Origin of the sequence: Kitasatospora sp. NPDC015120, from assembly GCF_043080305.1 — a bacterium.
GTDB lineage: Bacteria > Actinomycetota > Actinomycetes > Streptomycetales > Streptomycetaceae > Kitasatospora.
This window is the reverse complement of the sequence record NZ_JBIBVJ010000029.1, coordinates 33,321-57,211: the sequence shown is the minus strand read 5'-3', so window position 1 is coordinate 57,211 and position 23,891 is coordinate 33,321. Positions and strand designations below refer to the sequence as shown.

Sequence of the window (23,891 nt, the reverse complement as noted above, 5' to 3'; positions counted from 1 at the left end):
CCGGACAGCACCTTTGAATGCGCGCACGTAAACCGCCGTTCACCTTGGATTCCAGCGCGAGGAAGTGAAAGTAACAAGTCGGACATGCATAGTGATGACGGTTAGTGATCATCAGATCGCATGTTTATGCGCTTCATGGCAACGGATTCCGAAGCCCTTGTGCGATTGACTCGATCATTCCGGCCAAGGTTCCATGGCGGCCCGGGAGCGACAGGACCAGAAACCGAGCCAGTCAGCCAGCGGAGGCGATACCGCTCCCTCTCCAGGACCAGCACAGAGCCGATCGGATGCCTCATGACCGACACGCTTCGCCCGCCCGCCCCCGCGGCCCCCGCCGCGGCCCCCGCAGGCGCGCCCGACGCCCCGCCGCAGCAGCTCAAGCGCTCGATCGGCGTCGTCGGCGGCACACTGCTCACGCTGTCCTGCGTCACCCCGGCCTCCACGCTCTTCGTGATCGTCCCGGAGCTGTTCTCCAGCATCGGCAGCGCCACCGCGCTGGCCATCGCGATCGGCTCGGTGCTCTGCATCGCGGTCGCCTTCTGCTACTCCGAGCTCGGCACCCTGATCCCCAGCGCCGGCGGCGAGTACGCGATGGTCGGCACCCTGGCCGGACGCCTGGCCGGCTGGCTGGTCTTCGTGCTCTCGCTGATCGTGGTGATGATCGTCCCCTCGGTCATCGCCCTCGGCACCGCCGACTACCTCGCCCCCGTGCTGCACGTCGACAAGCCGCTGGCCGGCGCGGCCGTGATGCTCGCCGCCACCCTGGCCGGCCTGCTGGACCTGCGCGCCAACGCCTGGATCACCGGCATCTTCCTGGTCCTGGAGGTCATCGCGGCCGGCGTGGTGTCGGTGCTCGGCTTCGCCCACGCCAACGGCGGGGCGCCCAGCATGCTGCACGGCGTGGTCACCGGCGAGGACGGCGTCACCACCACGGTGAGCATCGGGGCGATCATCGGCGCCCTCGGCATCGCGCTCTTCATCACCCAGGGCTTCTCCACCGCCGTCTACCTCTCCGAGGAGCTGGAGAACCCGCGCCGCAACGTCTCCCGCACCGTGCTGTGGACGCTGGGGATCTCCGCCGCGATCCTGCTCGTCCCGGTCGCCGCCATCACCATGGGCGCCCCCGACCTGGCGACGCTGAGCTCCGGCGACATCTCCGGCATGGTCACCGCCTGGAGCAACTCCGCGGTCGGCACCTTCATCAGCCTCTGCGTCGCGCTGGCCATCATCAACGCCGGCATCGTCATGGTCATCCAGAACTCCCGGGTGCTGTTCGCCTCGGCCCGCGACAAGGCGTGGCCCGGCCCGGTCAACAAGGCCTTCGGCACCCTGGGCCGGTTCGGCTCCCCGTGGATCGCCACCCTGGCCGTCGGCCTGCCGGGCGCCGCGCTCTGCTACGTCAAGGGCGAGCTGCTCAGCGAGATCACCGGCGTCGCCGTCACCGGGATGTACCTGCTGGTCGCGATCGCCGCGCTGCTCTCCCGCCGCAAGCACCACAAGCACGCCGCCGCCTGGCGGATGCCGCTGTGGCCGGCCGTCCCGGTCGTGCTGATCGTGGTCCTCGGCTACGTCATCACCCAGCTGGACGTGGTCCCGCTGCTGTGGACCGGCGGCATCACCGCCGCCGCCACCCTCTACTGGCTGTTCTACCTGCGCCCCCGCCAGGACACCCACTGGGTGATCAGCCTCCCCGAGGACCAGCAGGCCTGATCCCCCCGAACCCCCACCCCTCCCCCACACGGCAGTGCCCCGGGCTCCCCCTGGCCCGGGGCACTGCCGCGTCCGCGGGCTACCGCTTGAGCTTCCACTCCGGGCCGGCCGCGATCGCCTTCAGCTGCTCGACGGTCAGTGCCGGCGCGGTGCGGGTGGACACGGCATTCGGGCCGCCGCTGCTGTAGGCGCTGACCGCCACCCGCAGGCCGTCCGGGTGCAGTGCCTCGGCCGTCCACTTCACCGGGTTGCCCGGCTGCTTGCGGACCTTCACCCGAGTCCCGTCGGGCGTGGTCTCCGACTCCCCGAACGGCTCGGTGTGCCGCGGGCCGCTCCAGTCCTCGACGTTGAGCTCCACCAGCGACGCGCCCCTGCCGTCGTTCACCACGACGTTCGCGAAGGAGTCGCCGGCGTCGGCCTCGCTCCGCTTGAGCCCCGCCGGGAGCAGCCCGGCGACGGTCGCGAGGATCTCCTGCCCGCCGTACGCCCCGCCGGCGCCGCCCGGCCCGTACGGAACCGGCTCCGCCAGGGCGGCGACCACCCGGTCCCAGAACCCGTCGGTGACCACCGCCCTGAGCTGCTCGGGGCTCAGCGGCGGAGTGGCCCGGGAGACCGGCACCCCCTTGCGCTGCGGGGCGTTCCACTCGCTCAGCTCGATCAGCCGGCCGTCCTTGCCGGTCACCCGGGCCGACCACCACTTGGTGTCGCCCCGGGGGCGCGGCTGCTCGTAGCCCTGGAAGAGGGTCAGCGCGCCACCGCCCGGCAGCGGGGTCGTGGTGCAGGCGTCGTAGGGGACCAGCTTCCGGTCGGGGCAGCCGCTGTCCGCCCGGCGCGGGTCGTTCTCGGCGACCCTGGCCACCGAGACGGTGATCACGGCCCTGCCCCGGCCGTCGTCGAGGACCAGCGAGGCCCCGGGGCTCCCGCCGCCCCCCGGCCGGCCGTCGACGTCGGTGCCGGAAGCCTCGGCCTCGCCGACCCGGCCCTCGGGCAGCATCGCCCGGAAGGCGGCGAGCAGCTCCCCGCCGCTGACCGCCGCGGGGCCGGAGGAGGGGGCGGAGGAGGCCGCCGTGGACGGCCCGGGGGCGGGTGCGCCGGAGTCCGGCGCGCTGCCGCTCGCCGCCGGGGCCGGCCCCGAGGCGGCCGGGGAGCCGCCGGTGAGATGGACGGCGCCGGCGCCCACCAGGGCCAGCGCGGCCGCGCCGCCCACCGTGGCGAGGGCCGACCGGCGCCGCCAGCGGCGGCGGCCGCGGGCCAGCCCGCCGGCCGCGAGCCCGGCCGGGCCCTGCGGGGGGAAGGCCTCGCCCGTGCGGGTCATCGCGCGGAGCAGATCATCCTCGAAGCTGTCGGAGGCGGACATGCGTGATCACCGTTTCCTTCGGTCACGGGACAGGGGCCGGTGGCGGACCCCCGCGGCGGGCGGTCGGATCGTGCCGTCAGCGGGCGGTCAGTTCGGCCAGCGAGTCGCCGAGCCGCCCGCGCAACCGCGCCAGCGCCCGGGAGGTCCGGGTGCGGACCGCGCCCGAGGACAGCCTCAGCACCTCGGCGGTCTCCTCGACGCTGCGGTCCTCCCAGTAGCGCAGCACCAGGACCGCCCGGTCCTGGACGGACAGCCCGCCGAGCGCGTCGAGCAGGGTGAGCCGCAGCGCCCCGTCCGCCTCGTGGCCCGCGGACTCGGGCAGCCGGTCGGTGGGGCGCTCGTCGCTGGAGCGGCGGCGCTTCTGGGCGAGGAACACCCGCACCATCACGGTGTGCGCGTAGGCGCCGGGGTTGTCGACCCGGTGGCGCCCGCCGGTCCACGCCCTGCGGCGCCACACCACGTACATCCGGCCGAGGGCCTCCTGGACGAGGTCCTCGGCCCCGTGGGTGTCCCCGCCGGTGAGCAGGCAGGCCGAGCGGTACAACCGTCCGGTGTGCCCCGAGACGAGTTCCAGGAACTCCGCGTCCTTCGCCGCGCGTGCGCCGCCGCTCCGCCCCATCCCCCCACGCCCTCCCCGCTCACCGCCGTCGACACTCCTTCGATGCGGTGACCGGGGCGGGATGTTACAGCCGGGCCCGGAGTTCTTCCCGGCGCCCGGCCGGGGCTCGCGTCAGATGCGCCGGCGGTGGTCGCGGAGCACCACGCCGCCGCCGATCAGCAGGGCGACCAGCAGCACGCCGATGCCCAGGACGTAGGTCGCGGTGCGGCCGTCGCGGTCGGCCTGGGTCTCGCCGAGGCCGAGCGGGCGCGGCACGATCGGCGCGGAGGCCAGATCGACCGGCGGGTCCTCCACCGGGCGGTCGGCCGGTGCGGCGGGCGCGGTGGTCACCGCCTTCACCGGGTCGACCACGCCCCAGCCGATGTACTCGTTCGCCTTGCGGTCGGTGCGCTGCGCGGTCTGCTCGATCCAGGCCCGCACCTGGCTGGGCTTCCAGTCCGGGTGCGCGCCGACCAGCAGCGCCGCCAGCCCGGACACGTACGGCGCGGCGAAGCTGGTGCCGTTGTCCACGCACTGCCCGCCGCGCGGGACGGTGGAGAGCATGTCGACGCCGGGGGCCGCGACGTCCACGAAGTCGCCGTACTGGGAGAAGTAGGTGCGCTCGTTGTTGCGGTCGGAGGCGCCGACGGCGAGCACCGTGCGGAACGCCGCCGGGTAGGTGTCGCCCTTCTGGCCGTCGTTGCCGGAGGAGGCGACCACCACCACGCCGCGGTTCTCCGCGTTGTCGATCGCGGCCTTCAGCTCCTCGTAGCCGACGAACCGGGTGTCGCCGGCGCCGCGCACGTCCTGGGAGATGTTGATGACCTTGGCGCCCTGCTGGACCGCCGAGTTGACGGCCGCGACCAGCGAGTGCACGTCGCCGTTGCCCTCGGCGTCGTTCTGCCGGATCGACAGGACGGTGGCGCCCGGGGCGATCCCGACGAAGCCGGTCCGCTCGCTGCGGGCGGCCGCGATGATGCCCGCGACCTTGGTGCCGTGGCCGACCCGGTCGTCCTTGCCGCCGCCCTCGACCTGCTTGCCCTCCTTGTCCTTGAGCAGCGAACCGCCGTCGAGGACCTTGTTGGCGAGCTGCGGGTTCTGGTCGTCCACCCCGGTGTCGATGACCGCGACCAGCACCCCGGCGCCGGTGACCGTGCCGCCCTGCCAGAGCTCGTCCAGCACCATCCGCTGGAGCGACCACGGCACGGCCTGCACGTCCTGGGCGTTCTTGCCGCACTCCCCCGCGGCCGCGATGCCCGGCCCGTCCGCCGCCGCCGGCACCGTCAGCGGGCCGCCCAGCAGCGCGAGTACGGCCGCCGCCGCGGCCGCCGTCCGGTACCTGACCACCGGCACCCTGCCACCCCTCATGTCGTCCACCTGGTTGCACGCTCGCGCGCCAAAGGCGGGTGCCCGCGAGGGGGCACCCGCCCTACGGCGCGCCGGTCCGGCGCGAGCCGTCAGCCGGTCCAGAGGGTGGCGTTGCGGCTCTCGGTGTTGTGGTAGCTGGTGGCCGCGTTGTCCAGCGACTTGGCGATCTGCTCCAGCACCTGCTGCAGGTGCTCGGCGCGCTGGTCCCACTTGGCCTGGTGGGCCTGGTAGCCCTGCTGGGCGGCGCCCTCCCAGCTCGCGGCGATCTTGGTGACGCCGCCCTTCAGCTCGTCCAGCTGCGCCTTGATGGTCTGCGCGGTCCGGCGGACCTCCGCGCTGGCGCTCTTGATGGTCTCGAAGTTGACGAGAATGTGGTCGGCCACGATGTCTCCTAGTCGAGGCTGCGCGGCACCCCGTCACCCGGGGTGCGCGTCGCGGGGTGAACGGACGGAGCCGAGGCTCAGGCGCCAGCGGCGGCGGAACCGAAGATCGCCTGCTGGTCGGCGTCGGCCTGCGAGTACTTCTGGGTCGTGAGCTCGATCGCGTCCTTGATGGCGCGCAGCGACTTGTTGAGCTCCTGGGCGTCCGTGTTGAACTGGCCCTGGAGGTTGGTGTACGCCGTCGCGGCCTGGCCCTGCCAACCGCTGGTGATGGAACCCACCAGGTTGTTGAGGCCGTTGATCTCGGTGTTGATCTTGTTGATGACCTCGTCCATGTGCTTGGCGAACGCCAGCATCTCCTGAGCGGTCGTCTTGAACTGACCCATGCTCTACCGTCCCCCATGAGACAGACCTCGTGGCCGGGGGTCGTTTTCCGGCCCCCGGGCATCACCGGTGTGATGTCCTGCAGCACTGTAGTCGGCACACGCAGCTCACCCAACACCGGGCGACGGGCAGTTACCAAGCCATGACATCGGGACCAATTCCTTTGCGCCGCGCGGGCAGAGGCTCCCCGGACGCCCCGTCACCCGGCCGGGCACGCTGCCGTCGGCCGGGCGTTCGGGCGGCGGTCAGGCGTTCTGCTGCTGCGCCGCGCTCTTGGCGTTGAGCGCCGGGCCGACCGGGACCAGGTTCGACCACTGCTGCGGCACCAGCGCGGGCTGGAGGCCCTGGTAGCCGAGCCGGGCCTGGTTGCCGCCGCTCTCCTCGGGCTGCGGCGGGCCGGACGGCGTCGCACTCGGCGCGGCGGGGGTCTTCGCCGCCCCGCCCTGGCCGGCCGGCTGCCCCGGCTGGGCCGGCGCGGTGGTCTGGCCGCCCTTGCCGCCCTCGCTGCTGGCCGGCACCGCGTAGCGCAGCCCGGTCTCGGTGATGAGGAAGTCGGTGCCGGACCCCTCCGCGGCGTTGTCCAGCGCCCGGTAGAACAGGCCGTGACCCGGTGTCACATGGGCAGTGGCCGCGCCGTTGCTGTAGCGGACCGGGTAGTCGGGACCGGCCCAGACGCTGCGCTTCGGCGTCCGGCCGTCCTCCGCCACCCCGTCGAAGGTGCTGCAGACCACCGGACGCGCGTCCTTCGGCGCCTTCCAGTTGTTGACCGGCGCGCCGGTGGCCGCCGGCCAGTCGGCGGCGCCCTCGGTCATCAGCGGCACATCGCTGTTGACCAGGGCGTGCTCGGCCGGGGTCAGCTCGTCGACCCGCGGGGTCCGGTTGGCGTCCTGGTTGTACAACGGCTGCAACAGGGGGTTCTGCCGGATGAGTTCCGCCTGGAACGGAGTGATCAGCAGCAGCCGGTCCTTGCCCACCACGTAGTACTTGTCGCCGAACCTGACCAGCCGGCCGATCTTGCGGTCCTCCGCGTTCTGCAGCGGCACGGAGGAGTTTGCGGCCCTGGTGTCCGGCACCAGGCCCTCGATCCTCGGGAAGACGATGTCGCTGCCCGGTGCCAGGGTCTCCAGCCAGTCCTTCTTCACCTTCTGCGGCACGGCGGTCGGCCCGAAGACCGCGCCCATCAGCTGGGTGCGGGTGGCGTCCGAATCGCCCGGGCCGCCGATCGCGTGCCGGCGGCCCTTGTCGTCCACCAGGAACAGCTTCGGCTTCCCCTGGCCCGTGCCCTGGCCGGACGCGGCGACCTGCGGGTCGTCCGCCTGCTGCACCAGCAGCGTCTGGCCGACGTCCAGCTTCCGGTCCTTCGCGGCGAGCGCCTCCGCGTCCGCGCCGCCCGCCACGAACACCGCCTGGCCGACGGTGCTGCCCTGCTCGTCGCCCGGGCGGTCGCAGACCGACCACTTCATCGGCCGGCTCGCGTTCTCCTTGCTCGGCAGCTTGTCCGGCGCGTACGGGATGCCGATCGTCGGACCGTGGTTGGGGTAGCGGTCCAGCACGCCGTCGTCGACCACCACGACCTTGGAGTCCACCGGCAGCACCAGCCGTGCCGAGGCCATGTTCAGCACCTGGTGCAGCCGCTTGGTCTTCCCGTCCCGGTCGGTCAGCACCACGTACCGGGTGGTGCTCTGCTTGCCCTGGACGATGTACTTGCCCTCGTCCCAGCCCACCGGCGCGCTCGGCTTGAACACCCCCCAGACACCGAAGCCGCCGACCACCAGCGCACCCACGATCACGCTCGGCAGGACCGCCTTGACCGGCCGCGGCGCGTCCTCGTCGCTCCCCCCGCCGCCGGGCAGCAGAAAGGCCGCGACCGTGCGCTTGCGGGCGAAGGTGTAGGCGTTCAGCTCGTCGCGGCGCGATGCCATCCTCGTCGTCTCCCCTGTCGGACCGTCCTGCCCCGTGTCCCGCACCCCCCGGGCGAGAACGCGCTCGAACCCTCTACGATGCGGCAGCAGACGGTGAGTACGGTACGGGTACGGTTCACGCACCGGCCAGCCGGGCCGCGACAACCGAACCAGAGAGGGGCACTCGGGGGATGCCAAGCCAGACCGCTCCAGGACGCCGGAGCACGGCACGGGGCAGTGATGAGCGCCGCTCGGCACGACGCGACCGGGCCGGCGCAGGCGGCTCCCCCGCCCCCGGCCGCACCCCGCGCCCGGACCGCTCCGGCGCCGCCGACGGCCGCGTCCCGGTCCGCGTCCACCCCCGCCCCGGACTGCTCGGCGGCCGGCTGAGGCTCCAGCAGCTCGTGCTGGTCGAGGTCGCGGTGGCGCTGGTCGCGGTCGGCTGGACGATCAGCCGCCCGGTCGCCGCCGGCTTCGGCGCCGTCGCCCTGGTGCTGGTCGTGCTCGCGATCGTGCCGCTGCGCGGACGCACCATCCCCGAGGCGCTGCGGGTGCGCGCCGCGCTCGGGGCCCGCCGCAAGCGCGCCCGGGCGCACGTCCCGGCGCCCGGCACCGATCCGGCGCTCGCCCCGGCCCTGGAACTCGAACCCGCCCTGCGCACCTGCACCCACGCCACCGAGACCGACCTCGGCGGGCGGCCGGTGCGCCGGGAGACCGGCATGGTCGGCGACGGCACCTTCCTCAGCGCCGTCCTGCTCGTCCAGGCCAAGGACCTGCCGCTGCGCCCGGCCCGCACCGCCCGGCCGCTGCCGCTGGACGTGCTCTGCTCCGCGCTGCGGGTCGACGACATCACCCTGGAGTCGGTCCAGCTGGTCCAGCACACCCAGCCGGCGCCCGCCCCGCACCTGCCCGAACAGTCGCTGGCCGCCCGCGCCTACCGGGAGCTCGCCGACGGCACGGCCACCCCCGCGCTGCGGCTCACCTGGGTGGCGCTCAAGCTCGACCCGGAACGGGCGGCCACCGCGGTGCGCGCCCGGGGCGGCGGCGAGCAGGGCGCCCGCAAGGCGCTCCAGCGGGTCACCGACCAGCTGGCCGGGCGGCTGAACGGCGCCGGCTTCAACGTCACGGTGCTCGACGAGCGCGAGCTGATCGCCGCCCTCGCCATCTCCAGCTGCGTCAACCCGCTGGCCACGGCCGGCCGCCAGGGCACCGGCAGCGGCGGCGGCAGCGGGCGGCGCACCCAGGAGACCAACCGGTTCTGGCGGGTCGACGACCGCTGGCACAGCACCTACTGGATCTCCCGGTGGCCGCAGCTCGGCCGCCCCGGCGGCGCCCCCGGCCGGATCGCCGTCCCCGACCTGGTCAACCTGGTCACCGGCGCGCCCGCCCTGGCCAGCACCTTCAGCCTGACGGCCGGGCACGGCACCGGCGGTTCGGTGGCCCTCAGCGGCCACGTCCGGGTGACCGGGCGCAGCGAGAGCGAGGCCGTCGACCTCGGCCGGCAGGTGGAGGCCCGGGCCCAGAGCGCCGGGCTCGGCCTGACCCGGCTGGACCTGGAGCAGGCCCCCGGTGTCCTCGCCACGCTGCCGCTGGGAGGTGCTTCCTGATGGCGTACCAGACCCAGCCCGTCGCCGCCCCGCAGAGCGGCGCGGAGCCGCAGCCCCGGGTCCGGCCCCGGCTGCTGCCCGGCTTCGGGCTGCGCGGCCCGCGCCGGGAGAAGCACGTGCTCACCCTCGACGAGCTGGCGGCGGTGTCCTTCCCGGTCGGCGACGACGGCGTGCTGATCGGCGAGGACGTGCACCAGGCACGCCCCGCCGTGCTCGGGCTCTTCCGGCCGAGCGCCCATGACCTGGTGCTGGTCGGCGGCCTCTGGACGGCGCAGGTCATCGCGCTGCGGGCGGCCGCCACCGGCGCGCGGATCGCCGTCGAGACCGCCCGTGCCCACCTGTGGGGCCCGATGGCACAGGCCGCGGGCGGCGGGCAGCCGTGCGTGACGGTCCACCAGCCCGGTCGGCTCGGCCCGCAGGGCGCCTCGGTCGGCTCCCCGGTGCTGGTGGTGCGCGACCTCGGCGCCCGCCCGCCGCGCAGCCGGCTCTCCGCCACGCCCTGGCAGACCGTGCTGACCCTGGTGCCACACCTGGGGCCGAACGCCGTGCGGGTGCTCAACGGCGCCGACCTGGTCGGGGTGCAGCGGGTGATGCCGGAGGAGGCCGAACTGATCGGCCGGGTGCTCTCGCTCGGTGCGGGCGAGGTGGCCGCACTGCCGTCCCTGTCGGACGACCTGACGCTGTGGACGACCCGGATGAACCGTCAGTACGTGCGGATCGTGGCCGGCCAGGCGGAACAGCAGGTCCTGGGCGGTCCGCGGCGCCTGGACTGACCCGCGGGGAGCCGGCCGCGGGCCGCGCCGGGGCCGTCCGCGGCCCGTCCGCGGCCCGTCCGGACTTGCGGCACCGCCTTCAGCCGGGGGTGGCCCACGGCCTAGGCTGTGAGACGGCAACGGCACCGCGAACAGGCGGCGGCGAACACGAGGGAGCCTAGGTGAGCAGCGATCGGGACGGCGTCTACGTCGGCGACAACGCGGCGGAGGACGACGACGACTGGTCCGACGCGCCCGACTACACTCCCCCGTCCTGGTACGTGCAGACGGACGCCGCGAGTGCTCCGGCGCCGGCTCCGGCAGCGGCCGCGCCGGGTGCCCCGGTGACGCCGCCTCCGGGCGGGGCGTCCGCTCCGGCGGAGACGCCGGCGGCCGCGCCCGTTCCGCCGCCGGCGCCTTCACCGGCGCCGGCCGTGGCGGCGCCGGCCGTTCAGGCCCAGGCGCCCGTCCAGGCCGTGCCGCAGCCGCAGCCGGTCGAGGGCGTCGCCGCCGCGCCCGTTCCCGCCCCTGCGCCGGGGCCCGCGCCCACGCCCGTTCCCGCGCCCACCGAGCCGTTCGCCGCGCCGCCGGCCGCGCCCGCCGCCCCGGCCGCGGAGCCCGTCCCGGCGCCCGCTCCGGCCGCCGCCCCGGCTCCCGCGCCCGCCCCGGCTCCCGGTCCGGCGCCGGGCCAGGGCTGGCCGCCGGCCGACCCCTCGGCGCCCCAGCCGTACCCGGCCCCCGCACAGCCGCAGCCCCATCCGGCGGCTCCGGGCCAGCCACAGCCCTACCCGCAGGACCAGGCCGCCTGGGCCGCCGCCCAGCAGGCCCAGCAGGCGGCGCAGCCCCAGCAGGCCCAGCCCCAGCCCGGGCAGCCGCAGCCCGGCCAGGTCGCGCCGCCCGCCGCCGCCGACCCGCGGGCCGGCGGCTGGCCGCAGCCCGGCACCTACCAGCAGCCGGCCCAGCCCCAGCCCGGCCCCCCGCAGTGGGGCCAGCCGCCGGCCGCGCCCGCCGCGTTCCAGCAGGCCGGCGCCCCGCAGCAGACCGCGCACGGCGCGCCGCTCGGTTACACCGCCGCCGTCGAGCTGTCCTCGGACCGGCTGCTGCGCAGCCAGCCGAAGCAGCAGCGCCAGCAGCCGCGCTTCCAGTTCGGCGGCAAGGCGGCGGCCGCGGAGAAGGCCCGCAAGCTGGAGATCATCCGCACCCCCGTGCTCAGCTGCTACCGGATCGCGGTGATCAGCCTCAAGGGCGGCGTCGGCAAGACCACGACCACCACCGCCCTCGGCGCCACGCTGGCGAGCGAGCGCCAGGACAAGGTGATCGCGATCGACGCCAACCCGGACGCCGGCACCCTCGGCCGCCGGGTCAAGCGGCAGACCGGCGCCACCATCCGCGACCTGGTGACGGCCATCCCGCACCTGCGCAGCTACATGGACATCCGTCAGTTCACCTCGCAGGACCTGCACTCGGGTCTGGAGATCCTGGCGAACGACGTCGACCCGGCCGTGTCGACCACCTTCAACGACTCGGACTACCGCCAGGTCATCGACGTGCTGGGCCGCCAGTACCCGATCATCCTGACCGACTCCGGCACCGGTCTGCTGTACAGCGCGATGCGCGGGGTGCTGGACCTCGCCGACCAGCTGATCATCGTCTCCACGCCCAGCGTGGACGGCGCCTCGTCCGCCTCCACCACCCTGGACTGGCTCTCCGCGCACGGCTACGCCGATCTGGTGCAGCGGTCCATCACGGTGGTCTCCGGGGTCCGCGAGACGGCCAAGATGATCAAGGTCGAGGACATCGTCGCGCACTTCCAGACCCGCTGCCGCGGCGTGGTCGTGGTGCCGTTCGACGAGAGCCTGGCGGCCGGCGCCGAGGTCAACCTCGACATGATGCGCCCCAAGGTCCGCGAGGCGTACTTCGACCTGGCCACCCTGGTCGGCGAGGACATCGTGCGGGCCCAGCAGGCCGCCGCCCAGCAGGCGAGCTGGCAGCAGGCGCCCCCGCAGCAGGCGGCCCCGCAGCCCCCGGCGCCGGGATACCCGCAGCCCCAGGGCGGTCCGCAGCCCCAGCCGCCGTACGGCCAGCCGTACCCGTACGGCTACCCGCAGCAGCCCGGCCAGCCCGGCGCCCAGCCCGCACCGGGCGCGCCCTGGGCGCAGCAGCCCGGCCAGACCCCGCCGCCCCCGGCCGGGTACGGCTACCCGCCGCAGCAGGGCGCCCAGCCGCAGCCACCCGTCCCGCCCGCCGCCGCCTCCCAGCCGCCGGTCCCGGAGTGGCAGCAGCCGCCCGCCCCGCCGGCCCCCGGCTACGGCTACGCCCGGCCCGAGGACGGCCGGCAGCCGCCGGCGGGCTACGGCTACCCGCCGCCCGCCCCGCCGCAGCAGTAGGAGCAGGAGCGCGAACGACGAGGGCCCGCCGACCGGGAGGTCGGCGGGCCCTCGTGCCGCTGCGGCGGCGCCGGTCAGCCGGCGTCGGTCAGCTCGCGGGCGCGCTTCACGTCGTCGGCCATCCGGTCCAGCAGCGCCTCGATGGAGTCGAACTTCTCCATCCCGCGCAGGTAGACCAGGAACTCCACCGCCACGTGCAGCCCGTAGAGGTCCAGGCCGACCCGGTCGATGGCGTACGCCTCGACGGTGCGCGCCGTGCCGTCGAAGGTCGGGTTGGTGCCGACCGAGATCGCGGCCGGCATCCGCTCGCCGTCGGCCGTCAGCCAGCCCGCGTACACGCCGTCGGCCGGAATCGCGCTGTGCGGCACGGTCTCCACGTTGGCGGTCGGGTAGCCCAGCTCGCGGCCGCGCTGCGCACCGCGCACCACCACGCCCTCCACCCGGTGCGGACGGCCCAGCACCTCCGCCGCCCCGGCCACGTCGCCGGACCCGACCAGCCGGCGGGTCAGCGTCGAGGAGAACGGCTCGCCGTCGCCCGCGGCGCCGCGCACCTGGAGGTCCACCACCTCGACGCCGCAGTCCGCGGCCCGGCCGAGCTCCGCCAGCAGCGCGACGTCGCCCGCCGCCCGGTGGCCGAAGCGGAAGTTCGGCCCCTCGACGACCAGGCAGGCGTGCAGCGCCTCCACCAGCACCTGCCGGAAGAACTCCTCCGGCGACTCCTGGGAGAACTCGGTGGTGAACGGCAGCACCAGGACCGCGTCCACGCCCAGTTCCTCGATCAGCTCCGCCCGGCGCGGCTGCGGGGCGAGCAGCGGCGGGTGGCTGCCCGGGCGGACCACCTCGCTCGGGTGCGGGTCGAACGTGACGACCACCGAGCGCACGCCCCGCTCGCGGGCGCGCTCGACCACCCGGTTGATGATCAGCTGGTGTCCGCGGTGCACCCCGTCGAACGAGCCGATGGTGACGACGCTGCGTCCCCAGTCATCGGGGATCTCCTCCAGGCCACGCCAGCGCTGCACCTGACCGCTCCTTGTTCCCTACGGTGCGTACCGTCGGTACGCTCAAACGCTCAAAACCCGAACCCCTATAGCGTGCCATGCGCCTCTCCCGAGTTCGGCACCGGAAGGCAACTTGGGCGCAGCACCCGCTGCCGGGGTCCGGCGGCGGGCGTCCGGAGCGCCCCGCCCCCGCCCGTGCGCTCGGCCTCCGCCGCCGCGTACTGCGGGTCCCGCCCGGCCGTCACCAGGGCGCGCAGCCGGTCCAGCCGGGGCCCCACCGGGCGGGCCGGACGCTCGTCCTGCGGCCAGCGCACCAGCAGCGCGGCGAACGCCGCCGAGCGGCTCGCGCAGCGCACCAGCAGCGGGTCGGCGTCCGGCAGCCCGGCCGCCGCCCGCACCAGCACCGCGCGGGCCCGGGCCGGCCGCTCGGCCGCGCAGTGCTCGGCCAGCCCGGCGACGGCGGCCGCCAGCACCTCCGGGTCCCCCTCGGTGGCCAGCAGGGTGTCCAGCAGCTCGCAGCGCAGGGCGTCCGCCACCGGGTCGGGCACCGGGCGGGAGAGCACCTCGGCGAACGGCCGGCGCACGGCCGCCGCGCGGGCCGCCAGGGCACTGCTCAGCAGCACCCGCAGCTCCAGCCGGGCCACCGGCCCCTCCACCACGCCGTGCGCCAGCCGGCGGCCCAGGTAGTCGACGGCGAGGGGACCGGCCAGCTCCGGCCGTTCGCGCAGCAGCCGGGCCGCCAGTTCGGCGGCGCACCGCACGGCCAGCGGCGCCCGGGCGTCGGCCAGCACCCGCAGCGTCCCGGCCACCGGCGCACCGGCCGGTCCCGCGCCGGCCGGCCCGCCCAGCCGGTCCGCCAGCGCCGCGAGGACCGGCTCCGGATCGCTCTCCAGCGCCGGGGCCAGGGCCCGCGCGGTCAGGAACCGGTCCTCGCCGCGCCGGTACACGGCCAGCGCCGCCGCCAGGTGCCCGGCCCGGCTCCGCGCGTCCCGCAGCAGCAGGGCGAGCGCGGCGCCGTGCAGGGCCGGCTCGTCCTCCCGGGCCAGCAGGGCGAGCGCGGTGAACCGCAGCAGTCCGGGGCCGGCGCCGCGGGCGTACGGGGCGGTGCGCAGGGCGTGCACCGCGGCGGCGACGTGCCGTTCCGGCCGGGGGTCGTGGCTCCAGCGGTCCACCGCCCGGCAGAGCGCCGACGGCTCCTCGACGGCCAGCACCGCCAGCAGCGCGTCCGCCCGGGGGTGCGCGGCCCCGGCCAGCGCCTCGGTCAACTCGTCCAGGGCCAGCGCCCGGTGCGCGAACAGCAGGTCGTGCGCCAGGTCGGCGACGACGGCCCCGGGCCGGCCGGGGAGGCCGCGCGGATCGTCGAACCAGGCGCACAGCAGCGGCACGACGCCCGCCGGGTCGGCACGCAGCCGGGCGGCCACCGCGGCGAGGAACGGCCGCTGCGGCCCGTCGGCGGCCACCAGCCTCCGGTACAGGCCGAGTTCCTGCTCCACAGGCAGCCCGAGGGCGGTCCAGAAGGCCGGACCGAACCCGCCCAGCCCCGGCACCGGCAGCCGCTCGAACCCGCCCGCGACGGCCGCCCGTTCGACGATCCGCTCGGCCAACTGCTCCAGCAGCGCCCGGTGTTCGCCGATGCCGGGGCTGTCCGCCAGGCCCGCGGTGAGCAGTGCACAGGCCCACCAGCCGGGCTCGCTGCCCGGCGGGCGCAGGTCCACGGCCCGCCAGAGCCGGTGCAGCCAGGGGTCCAGCGCCGTCGCGCCCCAGGTCTCGCCGATCCTGCGCAGCGCGGCGGCCACCGGGCCGATCCGGTGCCGCGGCACGACGGCGCGGCCGGCGGGCGCTGCGGGCCGCCGGCCGTCGGATGACGGCCCGGGGGTGTCCTCGGCCTCGCCGAGCAGCAGCCGCAGTGCCGCGTCCAGGTCCAGGTGCAGGCCCTGCAGCCAGTCGGCGAACTCCCCGTGCGCGAAGCGGTGACCGGGCCCGGCCGGGACGAACAGCCCCTCCGCCAGCACGGCCGCCGCCCATCCGCCGGCCACCGGGAACAGCTCCTCGAACGCGGCCCGGCCCAGGCCGCCCTCCCCGGCACCGAGCATCCGCCGGGCCGCCTCGTGCACCCGCCCGGCCACCGCCGCCGCCGTCCGCCGCACCCGCCCGGCCGTCTCCCCGGCCGGGCGGACCGCGCCGCGCCGGTGGGCCCCGGGCCGCCGGGCGCGGCCGTCCTCGACGAGCCGCCGGGCCACCCGCAGACAGCACAGGTCCAGGTGGGCGGCGAACAGCTCTCCGCGGCGCACCGGCTCCCCGCGCAGCCCCTCCGCCCACAGCTCCCCGGCCAGCCGGACCGCCAGGGGGTGCCGGGCGTCCGCGCCTTCCGGAGACCCCGGCGGCAGCCCGTACCGTCGGCGCACCCGGTCCGCCGCCCCGGCGGGCAGCGGCCCGAGCCGCCGGACCACCGCCCCCGCCGGCCCGGCCCCCGGCGCCAGCGCCGCCCAGCCCTCCTCCCCGCAGACGGCCAGCAGCCGCGCACCGGCCGCCGTCAGCCACCCCGCCGACGCCCGCAGCCAGTCCGCGTCCAGCGGCACCGGCGCCTCCTCCGGCCCGTCCAGCACCACCAGCAGCGGCCGACCGGCCGCCGCGCACAGGGCCGCCACCGCCGCCGCGCCGGGCGGCGGCACCTCCAGCCCGGCCGCCGCCACCACGAGCGCCCGCTCCACCGCTCCCGCGAGCGAGAGGTCCCCGGCCGTGAGGTCGGCGCCGCGCAGCCACACCGTGGGCCGCGGGCACCGCCCGCCGCCGCGCCGTACGGCCACGGCCGCCGCCTCGGTGCTCCGCCCCGACCCGGGCGCCCCCACCAGCGCCACCATCCCGGTGTCCGCCGCCCCCGTGCCCCCGAGCGCCCCCCACATCCCAGCGTCCGGCCCCGGCCACGCGCCCCCTGCCTGCGCCGCGCTCCCCGTCGCCGACAGCCCGGCCCACTCCACCAGACCGTCGGGGCGGTCCACCCGGTCCGCCGCCAGGGCGGCCACCCGGCCCGGGCCCGCGCTCGCGCCCGCGACCTGGGCGGCCGTCAGCCGGAGCACCCCGGCCAGGTTGAGCGCGCGCCCGTACCCGGGCACGTCCGCCGCATTGCGCGCCAGCACCTCGGCGAGCGCCGGACCGGCCGCGACGGCGCCCCGCACCGGGACGGCGGCCGGCGGCCCCGGCCGTCCGGGCACCCGCAGGCCGGGCGCCACCACGGCGACCACCGCGCCGCTGGCGGCGTCCAGCACCGGGGCCCCGGCCGGGAGCGCCGCCGCGTCCGCCGCCGAGGGCACGTCGAGCAGCAGCACGCCGTCGATCGGGTGGAAACGGCCGCCCTGCGGGTACACCGCCGCGGTGGTCCCGGCGGGGCCGCAGCGCAGCAGCGCCGTCCGCCCGTCCGCCTCTCCCCCGCCCGGCACCGGGACGGGCACCAGCAGGTCCCCGCCGCTCCCGTCCTCCGGCGGCTCCGCGAGGGGCAGCGGCGGGAGGGCCGGGCCGCCGGCCGGGCCGGGGCACAGCAGGGCGAGGCCGTGCCCGGGCAGCGCCCGGACGTGCTCCGGGCCCACCACCCTGGTCCGTCCGCCGCGCAGGTGGAGCACGATCCCGTCCAGGCCCGCGACGGCCTCGTGGGCGGTGAGGACGGTGCCCTGCCGGTCGACGGCGAAGCCGAGCCCGCGCAGCCGCCCCTCGGAGTCGCGGATCCGCAGCAGGGCGCGGCCCGCACCGCCCGCCGGGCCGGCGTCGTCGTCCTCCCCCGCAAAGCCCCTGAAGCCCCGCAGTCCCGGCATGCCCGCAGCCCTCCCCGCAGGGCCGGGCGGCCCGGGAGTGGACTCGTCGCGGCGGCCTGCGCGCCGCCGGGGAGCCTGCCCGGCGCGAGCGCGGACGGACCGCCCCCGCGCCGGTCACGACCGCCGTTCACTCCGCGCGCTCCCCCGTGCGGGTGAAACTCCTGCGGGCCCGCCCCGGCCCCGCGCGGCCCGGTCAGCCGACGAAGACGGCGACCGGCCGGGCCTGGCCGCCCTTCTCCTCCACCAGCGCCAGGAAGGTGCCGTCCGGCCCGTACACCGCGATCGGCCCGTCCACGCCCATCCCGGGCGCCTTCAGCCGGGCACCGTGCGAGAGCTGCTTCGCCTGGGCGGCGTCGAGGTCCCAGCGCGGGAAGGCGGCCGCCGCGGCCTCGCCGATCGGCAGCACCTCCAGCGACCCGCCGGTGCCGCCGGTGACCGACTCCTCCAGCTGTTCCAGGGTGCGCGCCGACTCCACCCCGTACGGGCCGACCCTGGTGCGCCGCAGCGCCGTGAGGTGGCCGCCGACGCCGAGCCCGGCGCCGAGGTCGCGGGCGAGCGCCCGGATGTAGGTGCCGGAGGAGCACTCCACGGTGACGTCCAGGTCGATCACCGGCGTACCGTCCTGCGCCACCGCCGCGCGCTGCCCGTGCACGGTGAACGCGTGGATGGTGGTCGGCCGGGCGGCGAGCTCGAAGTCCTCGCCCTCGCGCACCCGCGCGTAGGACCGCTTGCCGTCGATCTTGATCGCCGAGACCTTGGACGGCACCTGCATGATCTCGCCGGTGAGCGCCGCGATCCCGGCCTCGATCGCCTCGCGGCTCACCGCGTCGGCCGGGGTCGAGGAGGTGACCTCGCCCTCCCGGTCGTCGGTGACGGTGGTCTGGCCGAGCCGGATCGTCGCCTCGTAGGTCTTGGCGGTGAGCATCAGATGACCGAGCAGCCGGGTGGCCCGCTCGACCCCGATGACCAGCACACCGGTGGCCATCGGGTCGAGGGTGCCGGCGTGGCCGACCTTCCGCGTCCCGGCCAGCCACCGCAACTTGGCGACCACCCCGTGCGAGGTGATGCCCTCCGGCTTGTCGACGATGACCAGGCCGTCCGGACCGGTCCCTTTGCGCTTCATCAAGTTCTCTCTGTCAAAGCCCTACACACATCAACCGCACCGCAAAGCTACCGAAGCCGCGCCGCGGCTACCGAACCCGCAGCGCGGCCCGGAAGCGCTCCACCACCACGGCGACGTCCTCCCGGGAGGAGAAGCCGGCCGCGAAGACGTGCCCCCCGCCGCCCAGCCGGGCACAGGCGGCCGCGACGTCCACCGCGCCCTTGGAGCGCGAGGAGCCGCGCAGCGTGCCGTCCGGGTCCTGCTTGAGCACCAGCGCCACCTCGGCCTCGGCCGGGCGGCGCAGGATGTCGATCAGGCCCTCGATCTCCTCGACGGTCACGCCGAACAGCACCAGGTCCTGGTACGGCACCCAGGTCCACACCAGACCCAGCCCGTCCGCCGCCTGCGGCTCGTAGACGGCCCGGTCGAGCGCACCGGCCAGCACCTTGAGGTAGCCGAAGGAGGAGGTGTCCCACAGCTGCCGCGCAATGAGGTCGTGCCGGATGCCGGTGGCCAGCAGCCGCGCCGCCAGCTCGTGCGTCGCCGGGGTGGTGGCCCGGTACTTGAACGAACCGGTGTCGGTGGCCACACCGGTGTAGAGGCAGGTCGCCAGGGCCTCGTCCAGCTCGACGCCGAGCCGGCGCAGCAACTCGTCCACCAGGACGGCGGTGGCCGGGGCGCCCGGGTCGATCAGCTGGTGGGTCCCGAAGCCGGGGTTGGAGGCGTGGTGGTCGAGGACGGCCAGCACCGGCGCGGCGAAGGCCTTGTCGCGCAGCAGACCGAGCCGGCTCTCCGCCGCGACGTCGAAGCAGAGCACCAGCTCGGGGACGTCGGGCACCGCCGCGGCCGGCACGATCAGCTCCTGGCCGGGCAGGAAGGCCAGCGACTCGGGGACGATCTGCGGGTCGTCGCCGAAGGAGACCCGGACGTCCTTGCCGAGCCCGCGCAGGGCCAGCCCGGCCGCCAGCGCCGAGCCGAGCGCGTCGCCGTCCGGGCAGATGTGGCAGATCAGGTCGACCGAGCGGGCCCGCCCGATCTCCGCGACCACCTGCTGCCAGACCAGCTCGGACCCGCTCTCCTCAACACGCGGTCCCGGAAGCACCGCGAGGGCACCCTCCACCGTGTCGGTGGAGGACGCCCCCGCGGTCGAACCGGAACCGGCCGCCGAACCGGCCGCCGCCGGCTCACCCGCCATGACTACTCGTCCTCGTCGTCACGCTCGGACGCCGGAACCTTGTACGGGTCCGCGTCACCGGCGTAGGTCGCGCCCGCGGCGGTGGTGCGCACCGCGGCGTCGATGGCCCGGGCCCGGTCGAGCAGGTCGTCGATGTTCCGGGCGTTCTCGGGCAGGGCGTCCGCGACGAAGGTCAGCGTCGGGGTGAAGCGCACCCCGGTCTGCTTGCCAACCTCGGAGCGGAGCACGCCCTTGGCGCTCTCCAGCGCGGCGGCCGTGGCCTCACGCTCGGTGTCGTCGCCGAAGACGGTGTAGAAGACGGTGGCCTCGCGCAGGTCCCCGGTCACCCGTGCGTCGGTGATGGTCACGAACCCGAGCCGCGGGTCCTTGATCCGGCGCTCCAGGGTCTGGGCGACGACCACCTGGATGCGGTCGGCGAGCTTGCGCGCCCTTGCGGTGTCGGTCACGTTGCCTCCTCGTGCAGTGGGCCGGGTACTCGGGCGTGCTGCGCGCCCGTCGGGGCCCCTGCCCCAAAGTACCGGCCCGCGCCCAGCCTTGTGGGCGCTCTCGGTTCTGATCTGTGTGAGAACGGCGACTCACGCCGCCCGGCTCCACAGCTCTCATTCGTCGTCGTCGTTGTGGTAGCGCCTCCTGGCGGAGAGCAGCTGAACCTCGGGGCGGCCGGCGACCAACCGCTCACAGCTGTCCAGGACCTCGGTGACGTACCCGGCCTCGCCGGACACCACCGCCAGACCGATCTCGGCCCGGCGGTGCAGATCCTGGTTCCCGGTCTCCGCAGCGCACACGCTGTACTTGCGCTGCAGTTCGGCCACGATGGGCCGCACGATCGACCGCTTCTCCTTGAGCGAACGGACGTCGCCCAACAGCAGGTCGAAGGTGAGTGTTCCCACGAACATGTGTGACAGGTCAAGCCGACCTGGAAGGCCTCGGGGAGCGGCCCCGAACCGGACCGCTCCCCGGACCCTACACAGCAGGACCGGGGCCGGTCGACGGGAATTCCACCCGTCGACCGGCCCCGGCAGCCACCCGCTTACGCGCGCGGCTTCTCGCGCATCTCGTAGGTCTCGATGATGTCGTCGACCTTGATGTCGTTGAACGAGCCCAGGGTCACACCGGCCTCGAAGCCCTCGCGGACCTCGGTCGCGTCGTCCTTGAAGCGGCGCAGGCCCTCGATCGAGAGGTTCTCCGCCACGACCTTGCCGTCGCGCAGCAGGCGGGCCTTGGCGTTGCGGCGGATGATGCCGTCGCGGACCAGGACACCGGCGATGTTGCCGAACTTGGAGGAGCGGAAGACCTCGCGGATCTCCGCGGCGCCGAGGCGCACCTCCTCGTACTCCGGCTTGAGCATGCCCTTGAGGGCGTTCTCGATCTCCTCGATCGCCTGGTAGATGACCGAGTAGTACCGGACGTCCACGCCTTCCTTCTCGGCCGCGGCGCGCGCACGGCCCTCGGCGCGCACGTTGAAGCCGATGATGATGGCGTCCGAGCCCATCGCCAGGTCCACGTCGGACTCGGTGATGGCACCCACACCGCGGTGCAGGACCCGGAGCTCGACCTCCTCGCCCACGTCCAGCTTGACGAGGGCGTCCTCAAGGGCCTCCACCGAACCGGAGACGTCACCCTTGATGATGAGGTTGAGCTGCTCGATGGAGCCGGCGGCGATGGCCTTGTCCAGGTCCTCCAGGGACACCCGGACCCGACGCTGCGCGAAGGCGGCGTTGCGGTCGCGGGCCGAGCGCTTCTCGGCGATCTGGCGGGCGGTGCGGTCCTCGTCGACGACGATGAAGCTGTCGCCGGCGCGGGGCACCGAGGTCAGACCGAGCAGCAGCACCGGGCGGGACGGGCCGGCCTCGGAGAGGCTGTTGCCGTTCTCGTCCAGCATCGCGCGGACGCGGCCGTAGGCGTCGCCGACCACGATCGAGTCGCCGACGCGGAGGGTACCGCGCTGCACGAGGACGGTCGCCATGGCACCGCGGCCCTTGTCGAGGTGGGCCTCGATGGCGATGCCCTGCGCGTCCTGCTCGGGGTTGGCCCGCAGGTCGAGCGAGGCGTCCGCGGTCAGGACCACGGCCTCCAGCAGCTGGTCGATGTGCAGACCCTGGCGCGCGGAGATGTCGACGAACATGGTGTCGCCGCCGTACTCCTCGGCCACCAGGCCGAACTCGGTCAGCTGGCCGCGGACCTTGGTCGGGTCGGCGCCCTCGACGTCGATCTTGTTGACGGCGACCACGATCGGCACACCCGCGGCCTTGGCGTGGTTCAGCGCCTCGACCGTCTGCGGCATGACACCGTCGTTGGCCGCGACCACCAGGATCGCGATGTCGGTGGACTTGGCACCACGGGCACGCATGGCGGAGAACGCCTCGTGACCCGGGGTGTCGAGGAAGGTGATCGGGCGCTGCTCGCCGTTCACCTCGGTGACCACCTGGTACGCACCGATGTGCTGGGTGATGCCACCGGCCTCGCCGGCCACCACGTTGGACTTGCGGATGGCGTCCAGCAGGCGGGTCTTGCCGTGGTCGACGTGACCCATGACGGTGACGACCGGCGGGCGCGGGGCCAGCTGGTCCTCGTCGCCCTCGTCGGCGCCGAAGTCGATGTCGAACGACTCCAGCAGCTCGCGGTCCTCGTCGTCCCGGCTGACGATTTCGAGCTGGAAGCCCATCTCGTCGGCCAGCAGCTGCAGCGTCGCGTCGGAGACCGACTGCGTCGCGGTGACCATCTCACCGAGGTTGAACATCACGGAGACGAGCGCGGCCGGGTTGGCGTTGATCTTCTCCGCGAAGTCCATCAGCGAGGCGCCGCTCGACAGGCGAACGGTCTGGCCGTTGCCGCGGGGCAGCATCACACCGCCGACGGACGGGGCCTGCATGGCCTCGTACTCCTGGCGCTTCGCCCGCTTCGACTTGCGACCACGGGCCGGACGGCCACCGGGGCCGCGGCCGAAGGCGCCCTGCGTGCCGCCACGGGCACCCGGACCACCCGGACGGCCGCCGAAGCCACCCGGACGCGGGCCGCCGAAGCCGCCGCCGCCACCGGCACCGGCGCCACCCGGACGCGGACCGCCGAAGCCGCCACCGGCCGGACGCGAGCCCGGACCGGCCGGACGGCCCTGGAAGCCCGGACGGGCACCGCCCGGCGCACCCGGACGGCCGCCGGGGCCACCCGGACCACGGCCACCCGGGCCGGGACGCGGGCCCGGACCGGCCGGACGCTGCGGCATCATGCCCGGGTTCGGACGCGGCATGCCCGACGGGGTCGGACGCGGGCCGGCCGGACGCGGCATGCCGTCGGGACGCGGAGCACCGGCACCCGGGGCACCCGGAGCGGCCGGACGCGGCGCGCCACCGGGACGCGGGGCACCACCCGGACGGGGAGCGCCGGCACCGGGGGCACCCTGGCCACCCGGACGCGGACGGTCACCACCGGGACGCGGGGCACCGGCACCGGGGGCACCCTGGCCACCCGGACGCGGACGGTCGCCACCCGGACGGGGACGGTCGCCGCCCTGGCCGGCCGGAGCACCCGGACGGCCGCCCGGCGCGCCCGGACGGCGGTCGCCGGGACGGGCCATGCCGGTGGCACTGCCCGAGGTGAACGGGTTGTTGCCCGGACGCGGACCGGCCGGACGCGGGCCCGGACGGGCACCGCCGGCGGCGGGGCCGGCCGGACGCGCGGCCTGGGAGGCCGGACGCGGAGCCTGGGTCTCGGCGGCCGCGGGGGCCGGCGAGGAGAACTCGGCCGCCGGGGCGGCGGGCGCCGCGGGGCGCGGGGCCGGGCGCGGGCCCGGCGTCGGGCCGGACGCCTTGGGCGCGGCCGGAGCAGCCGGAGCGGCCGGCGCCGGGGCGGCGGCCGCGGGGGTCGGACGGGGACCGGGGGCCGCGGGGCGCGGACCCGGGGCACCCGGCTTGGGCGCACCCGCGGCCGAACCGGCCGCGGGCTGGGGCGCCGCGGGCTTCCGCGGGCCCGGCTTGGCAGCGGAGCCACCACCGGTGGGGGCAACGCCAAGCGCGTCAGTCAACTTGCGTACGACCGGCGCCTCGATCGTCGAGGACGCCGAACGGACGAACTCACCCAGCTCGGTGAGCTTGGCCATGACGGCCTTGCTCTCCAAACCGAGCTCCTTGGCGAGTTCGTAAACCCGGACCTTAGCCACTTCACTCCTGTCTATGAGTCCGGGGGTCTCGTCCGCCGGACTGTCGCTACTTCATGGGCGTACCCATCGCGTACTCATCGCGTACTCATCGAGTGCTCATCGCAATCTCGACCTACTTCCACATCGCGAGGTACCTGACTGGTGGCACGGCGTACGGCTGCCCGTGCGCCGTGCTTGTTGCGGTGGTTCT

The 23,891-nt window shown here is 75.5% G+C and carries 17 protein-coding genes; 4 read left to right on the top strand and 13 right to left on the bottom strand.

Going from position 1 to position 23,891, the window contains the following annotated elements:
* Nucleotides 1–294 precede the first annotated feature (294 nt).
* The gene (locus ACF1AK_RS34130; protein ID WP_391502705.1) at nucleotides 295–1,710 is read left to right on the top strand and encodes an APC family permease; all 1,416 of its coding nucleotides are present in this window, start codon (nucleotides 295–297) and stop codon (nucleotides 1,708–1,710) included.
* A gap of 79 nt (nucleotides 1,711–1,789) precedes the next feature.
* On the opposite strand, the gene ACF1AK_RS34125 is transcribed toward ACF1AK_RS34130, so the two are convergent.
* The 6 genes from ACF1AK_RS34125 to ACF1AK_RS34100 form a co-directional block, all read right to left on the bottom strand.
* Nucleotides 1,790–3,067: a hypothetical protein gene (locus tag ACF1AK_RS34125; RefSeq protein ID WP_391502704.1), complete on the bottom strand. Its 1,278-nt coding sequence runs from the start codon at nucleotides 3,065–3,067 to the stop codon at nucleotides 1,790–1,792.
* A 76-nt stretch (nucleotides 3,068–3,143) separates the two neighbouring features.
* Nucleotides 3,144–3,686, bottom strand: a complete 543-nt coding sequence (locus ACF1AK_RS34120; protein ID WP_391502703.1) for a SigE family RNA polymerase sigma factor — start codon at nucleotides 3,684–3,686, stop codon at nucleotides 3,144–3,146.
* Between the two features lie 111 nt (nucleotides 3,687–3,797).
* Nucleotides 3,798–5,033, bottom strand: a complete 1,236-nt coding sequence (mycP, locus tag ACF1AK_RS34115; protein ID WP_391502702.1) for a type VII secretion-associated serine protease mycosin — start codon at nucleotides 5,031–5,033, stop codon at nucleotides 3,798–3,800.
* 89 nt (nucleotides 5,034–5,122) lie between these two features.
* Nucleotides 5,123–5,416 carry a WXG100 family type VII secretion target gene (locus ACF1AK_RS34110; RefSeq protein WP_391502701.1) on the bottom strand — a complete coding sequence of 98 codons (294 nt, stop codon included), beginning with the start codon at nucleotides 5,414–5,416 and terminating at the stop codon, nucleotides 5,123–5,125.
* A 77-nt stretch (nucleotides 5,417–5,493) separates the two neighbouring features.
* Nucleotides 5,494–5,799, bottom strand: a complete 306-nt coding sequence (locus ACF1AK_RS34105; protein ID WP_380292285.1) for a WXG100 family type VII secretion target — start codon at nucleotides 5,797–5,799, stop codon at nucleotides 5,494–5,496.
* A gap of 243 nt (nucleotides 5,800–6,042) precedes the next feature.
* Nucleotides 6,043–7,719, bottom strand: coding sequence for a type VII secretion protein EccB (locus ACF1AK_RS34100; RefSeq protein ID WP_391502700.1), 1,677 nt, complete (start codon nucleotides 7,717–7,719; stop codon nucleotides 6,043–6,045).
* Between the two features lie 170 nt (nucleotides 7,720–7,889).
* Between ACF1AK_RS34100 and eccE the strand changes: the two genes are divergently transcribed.
* The 3 genes from eccE (at nucleotide 7,890) to ACF1AK_RS34085 (ending at nucleotide 12,444) form a co-directional block, all read left to right on the top strand.
* Nucleotides 7,890–9,305 carry a type VII secretion protein EccE gene (gene eccE, locus ACF1AK_RS34095; protein WP_391502699.1) on the top strand — a complete coding sequence of 472 codons (1,416 nt, stop codon included), beginning with the start codon at nucleotides 7,890–7,892 and terminating at the stop codon, nucleotides 9,303–9,305.
* Nucleotides 9,305–10,078 carry a hypothetical protein gene (locus ACF1AK_RS34090; RefSeq protein ID WP_391502698.1) on the top strand — a complete coding sequence of 258 codons (774 nt, stop codon included), beginning with the start codon at nucleotides 9,305–9,307 and terminating at the stop codon, nucleotides 10,076–10,078. The genes eccE and ACF1AK_RS34090 overlap by 1 nt, the downstream gene beginning before the upstream one ends.
* Before the next feature lie 161 nt (nucleotides 10,079–10,239).
* Nucleotides 10,240–12,444, top strand: coding sequence for a MinD/ParA family protein (locus ACF1AK_RS34085; RefSeq protein WP_391502697.1), 2,205 nt, complete (start codon nucleotides 10,240–10,242; stop codon nucleotides 12,442–12,444).
* Between the two features lie 74 nt (nucleotides 12,445–12,518).
* On the opposite strand, the gene ACF1AK_RS34080 is transcribed toward ACF1AK_RS34085, so the two are convergent.
* From ACF1AK_RS34080 to infB, 7 genes are all read right to left on the bottom strand, one after another.
* Nucleotides 12,519–13,463 carry a bifunctional riboflavin kinase/FAD synthetase gene (locus ACF1AK_RS34080; protein ID WP_391502696.1) on the bottom strand — a complete coding sequence of 315 codons (945 nt, stop codon included), beginning with the start codon at nucleotides 13,461–13,463 and terminating at the stop codon, nucleotides 12,519–12,521.
* Between the two features lie 65 nt (nucleotides 13,464–13,528).
* The gene (locus ACF1AK_RS34075; RefSeq protein ID WP_391502695.1) at nucleotides 13,529–17,248 is read right to left on the bottom strand and encodes a serine protease; all 3,720 of its coding nucleotides are present in this window, start codon (nucleotides 17,246–17,248) and stop codon (nucleotides 13,529–13,531) included.
* A 193-nt stretch (nucleotides 17,249–17,441) separates the two neighbouring features.
* Nucleotides 17,442–18,371, bottom strand: coding sequence for a tRNA pseudouridine(55) synthase TruB (gene truB / locus ACF1AK_RS34070; protein ID WP_391502694.1), 930 nt, complete (start codon nucleotides 18,369–18,371; stop codon nucleotides 17,442–17,444).
* 67 nt (nucleotides 18,372–18,438) lie between these two features.
* Nucleotides 18,439–19,545: a bifunctional oligoribonuclease/PAP phosphatase NrnA gene (locus ACF1AK_RS34065; protein ID WP_391502693.1), complete on the bottom strand. Its 1,107-nt coding sequence runs from the start codon at nucleotides 19,543–19,545 to the stop codon at nucleotides 18,439–18,441.
* A 2-nt stretch (nucleotides 19,546–19,547) separates the two neighbouring features.
* Entirely contained in the window at nucleotides 19,548–19,991 is a 444-nt protein-coding gene (gene rbfA, locus ACF1AK_RS34060) for a 30S ribosome-binding factor RbfA (RefSeq protein ID WP_350571237.1), read from the bottom strand.
* Nucleotides 19,992–20,144: 153 nt separating this feature from the next.
* A complete protein-coding gene (locus ACF1AK_RS34055; RefSeq protein WP_350554301.1) occupies nucleotides 20,145–20,441 on the bottom strand; it encodes a DUF503 domain-containing protein in 297 nt (98 codons plus the stop codon).
* Between the two features lie 134 nt (nucleotides 20,442–20,575).
* Nucleotides 20,576–23,701: a translation initiation factor IF-2 gene (gene infB, locus ACF1AK_RS34050; RefSeq protein WP_391502692.1), complete on the bottom strand. Its 3,126-nt coding sequence runs from the start codon at nucleotides 23,699–23,701 to the stop codon at nucleotides 20,576–20,578.
* Nucleotides 23,702–23,891 lie beyond the last annotated feature (190 nt).

What these genes read in the sequence shown, in the direction of transcription:
- ACF1AK_RS34130 (WP_391502705.1), top strand. Translation starts at nt 295, where the DNA reads ATGACCGACACGCTTCGCCCGCCCGCCCCCGCGGCCCCCGCCGCGGCC.
- ACF1AK_RS34125 (WP_391502704.1), bottom strand. Translation starts at nt 3,067, where the DNA reads ATGTCCGCCTCCGACAGCTTCGAGGATGATCTGCTCCGCGCGATGACC.
- ACF1AK_RS34120 (WP_391502703.1), bottom strand. Translation starts at nt 3,686, where the DNA reads ATGGGGCGGAGCGGCGGCGCACGCGCGGCGAAGGACGCGGAGTTCCTG.
- mycP (WP_391502702.1), bottom strand. Translation starts at nt 5,033, where the DNA reads ATGAGGGGTGGCAGGGTGCCGGTGGTCAGGTACCGGACGGCGGCCGCG.
- ACF1AK_RS34105 (WP_380292285.1), bottom strand. Translation starts at nt 5,799, where the DNA reads ATGGGTCAGTTCAAGACGACCGCTCAGGAGATGCTGGCGTTCGCCAAG.
- ACF1AK_RS34100 (WP_391502700.1), bottom strand. Translation starts at nt 7,719, where the DNA reads ATGGCATCGCGCCGCGACGAGCTGAACGCCTACACCTTCGCCCGCAAG.
- eccE (WP_391502699.1), top strand. Translation starts at nt 7,890, where the DNA reads ATGCCAAGCCAGACCGCTCCAGGACGCCGGAGCACGGCACGGGGCAGT.
- ACF1AK_RS34090 (WP_391502698.1), top strand. Translation starts at nt 9,305, where the DNA reads ATGGCGTACCAGACCCAGCCCGTCGCCGCCCCGCAGAGCGGCGCGGAG.
- ACF1AK_RS34075 (WP_391502695.1), bottom strand. Translation starts at nt 17,248, where the DNA reads ATGCCGGGACTGCGGGGCTTCAGGGGCTTTGCGGGGGAGGACGACGAC.
- truB (WP_391502694.1), bottom strand. Translation starts at nt 18,371, where the DNA reads ATGAAGCGCAAAGGGACCGGTCCGGACGGCCTGGTCATCGTCGACAAG.
- ACF1AK_RS34065 (WP_391502693.1), bottom strand. Translation starts at nt 19,545, where the DNA reads ATGGCGGGTGAGCCGGCGGCGGCCGGTTCGGCGGCCGGTTCCGGTTCG.
- ACF1AK_RS34055 (WP_350554301.1), bottom strand. Translation starts at nt 20,441, where the DNA reads ATGTTCGTGGGAACACTCACCTTCGACCTGCTGTTGGGCGACGTCCGT.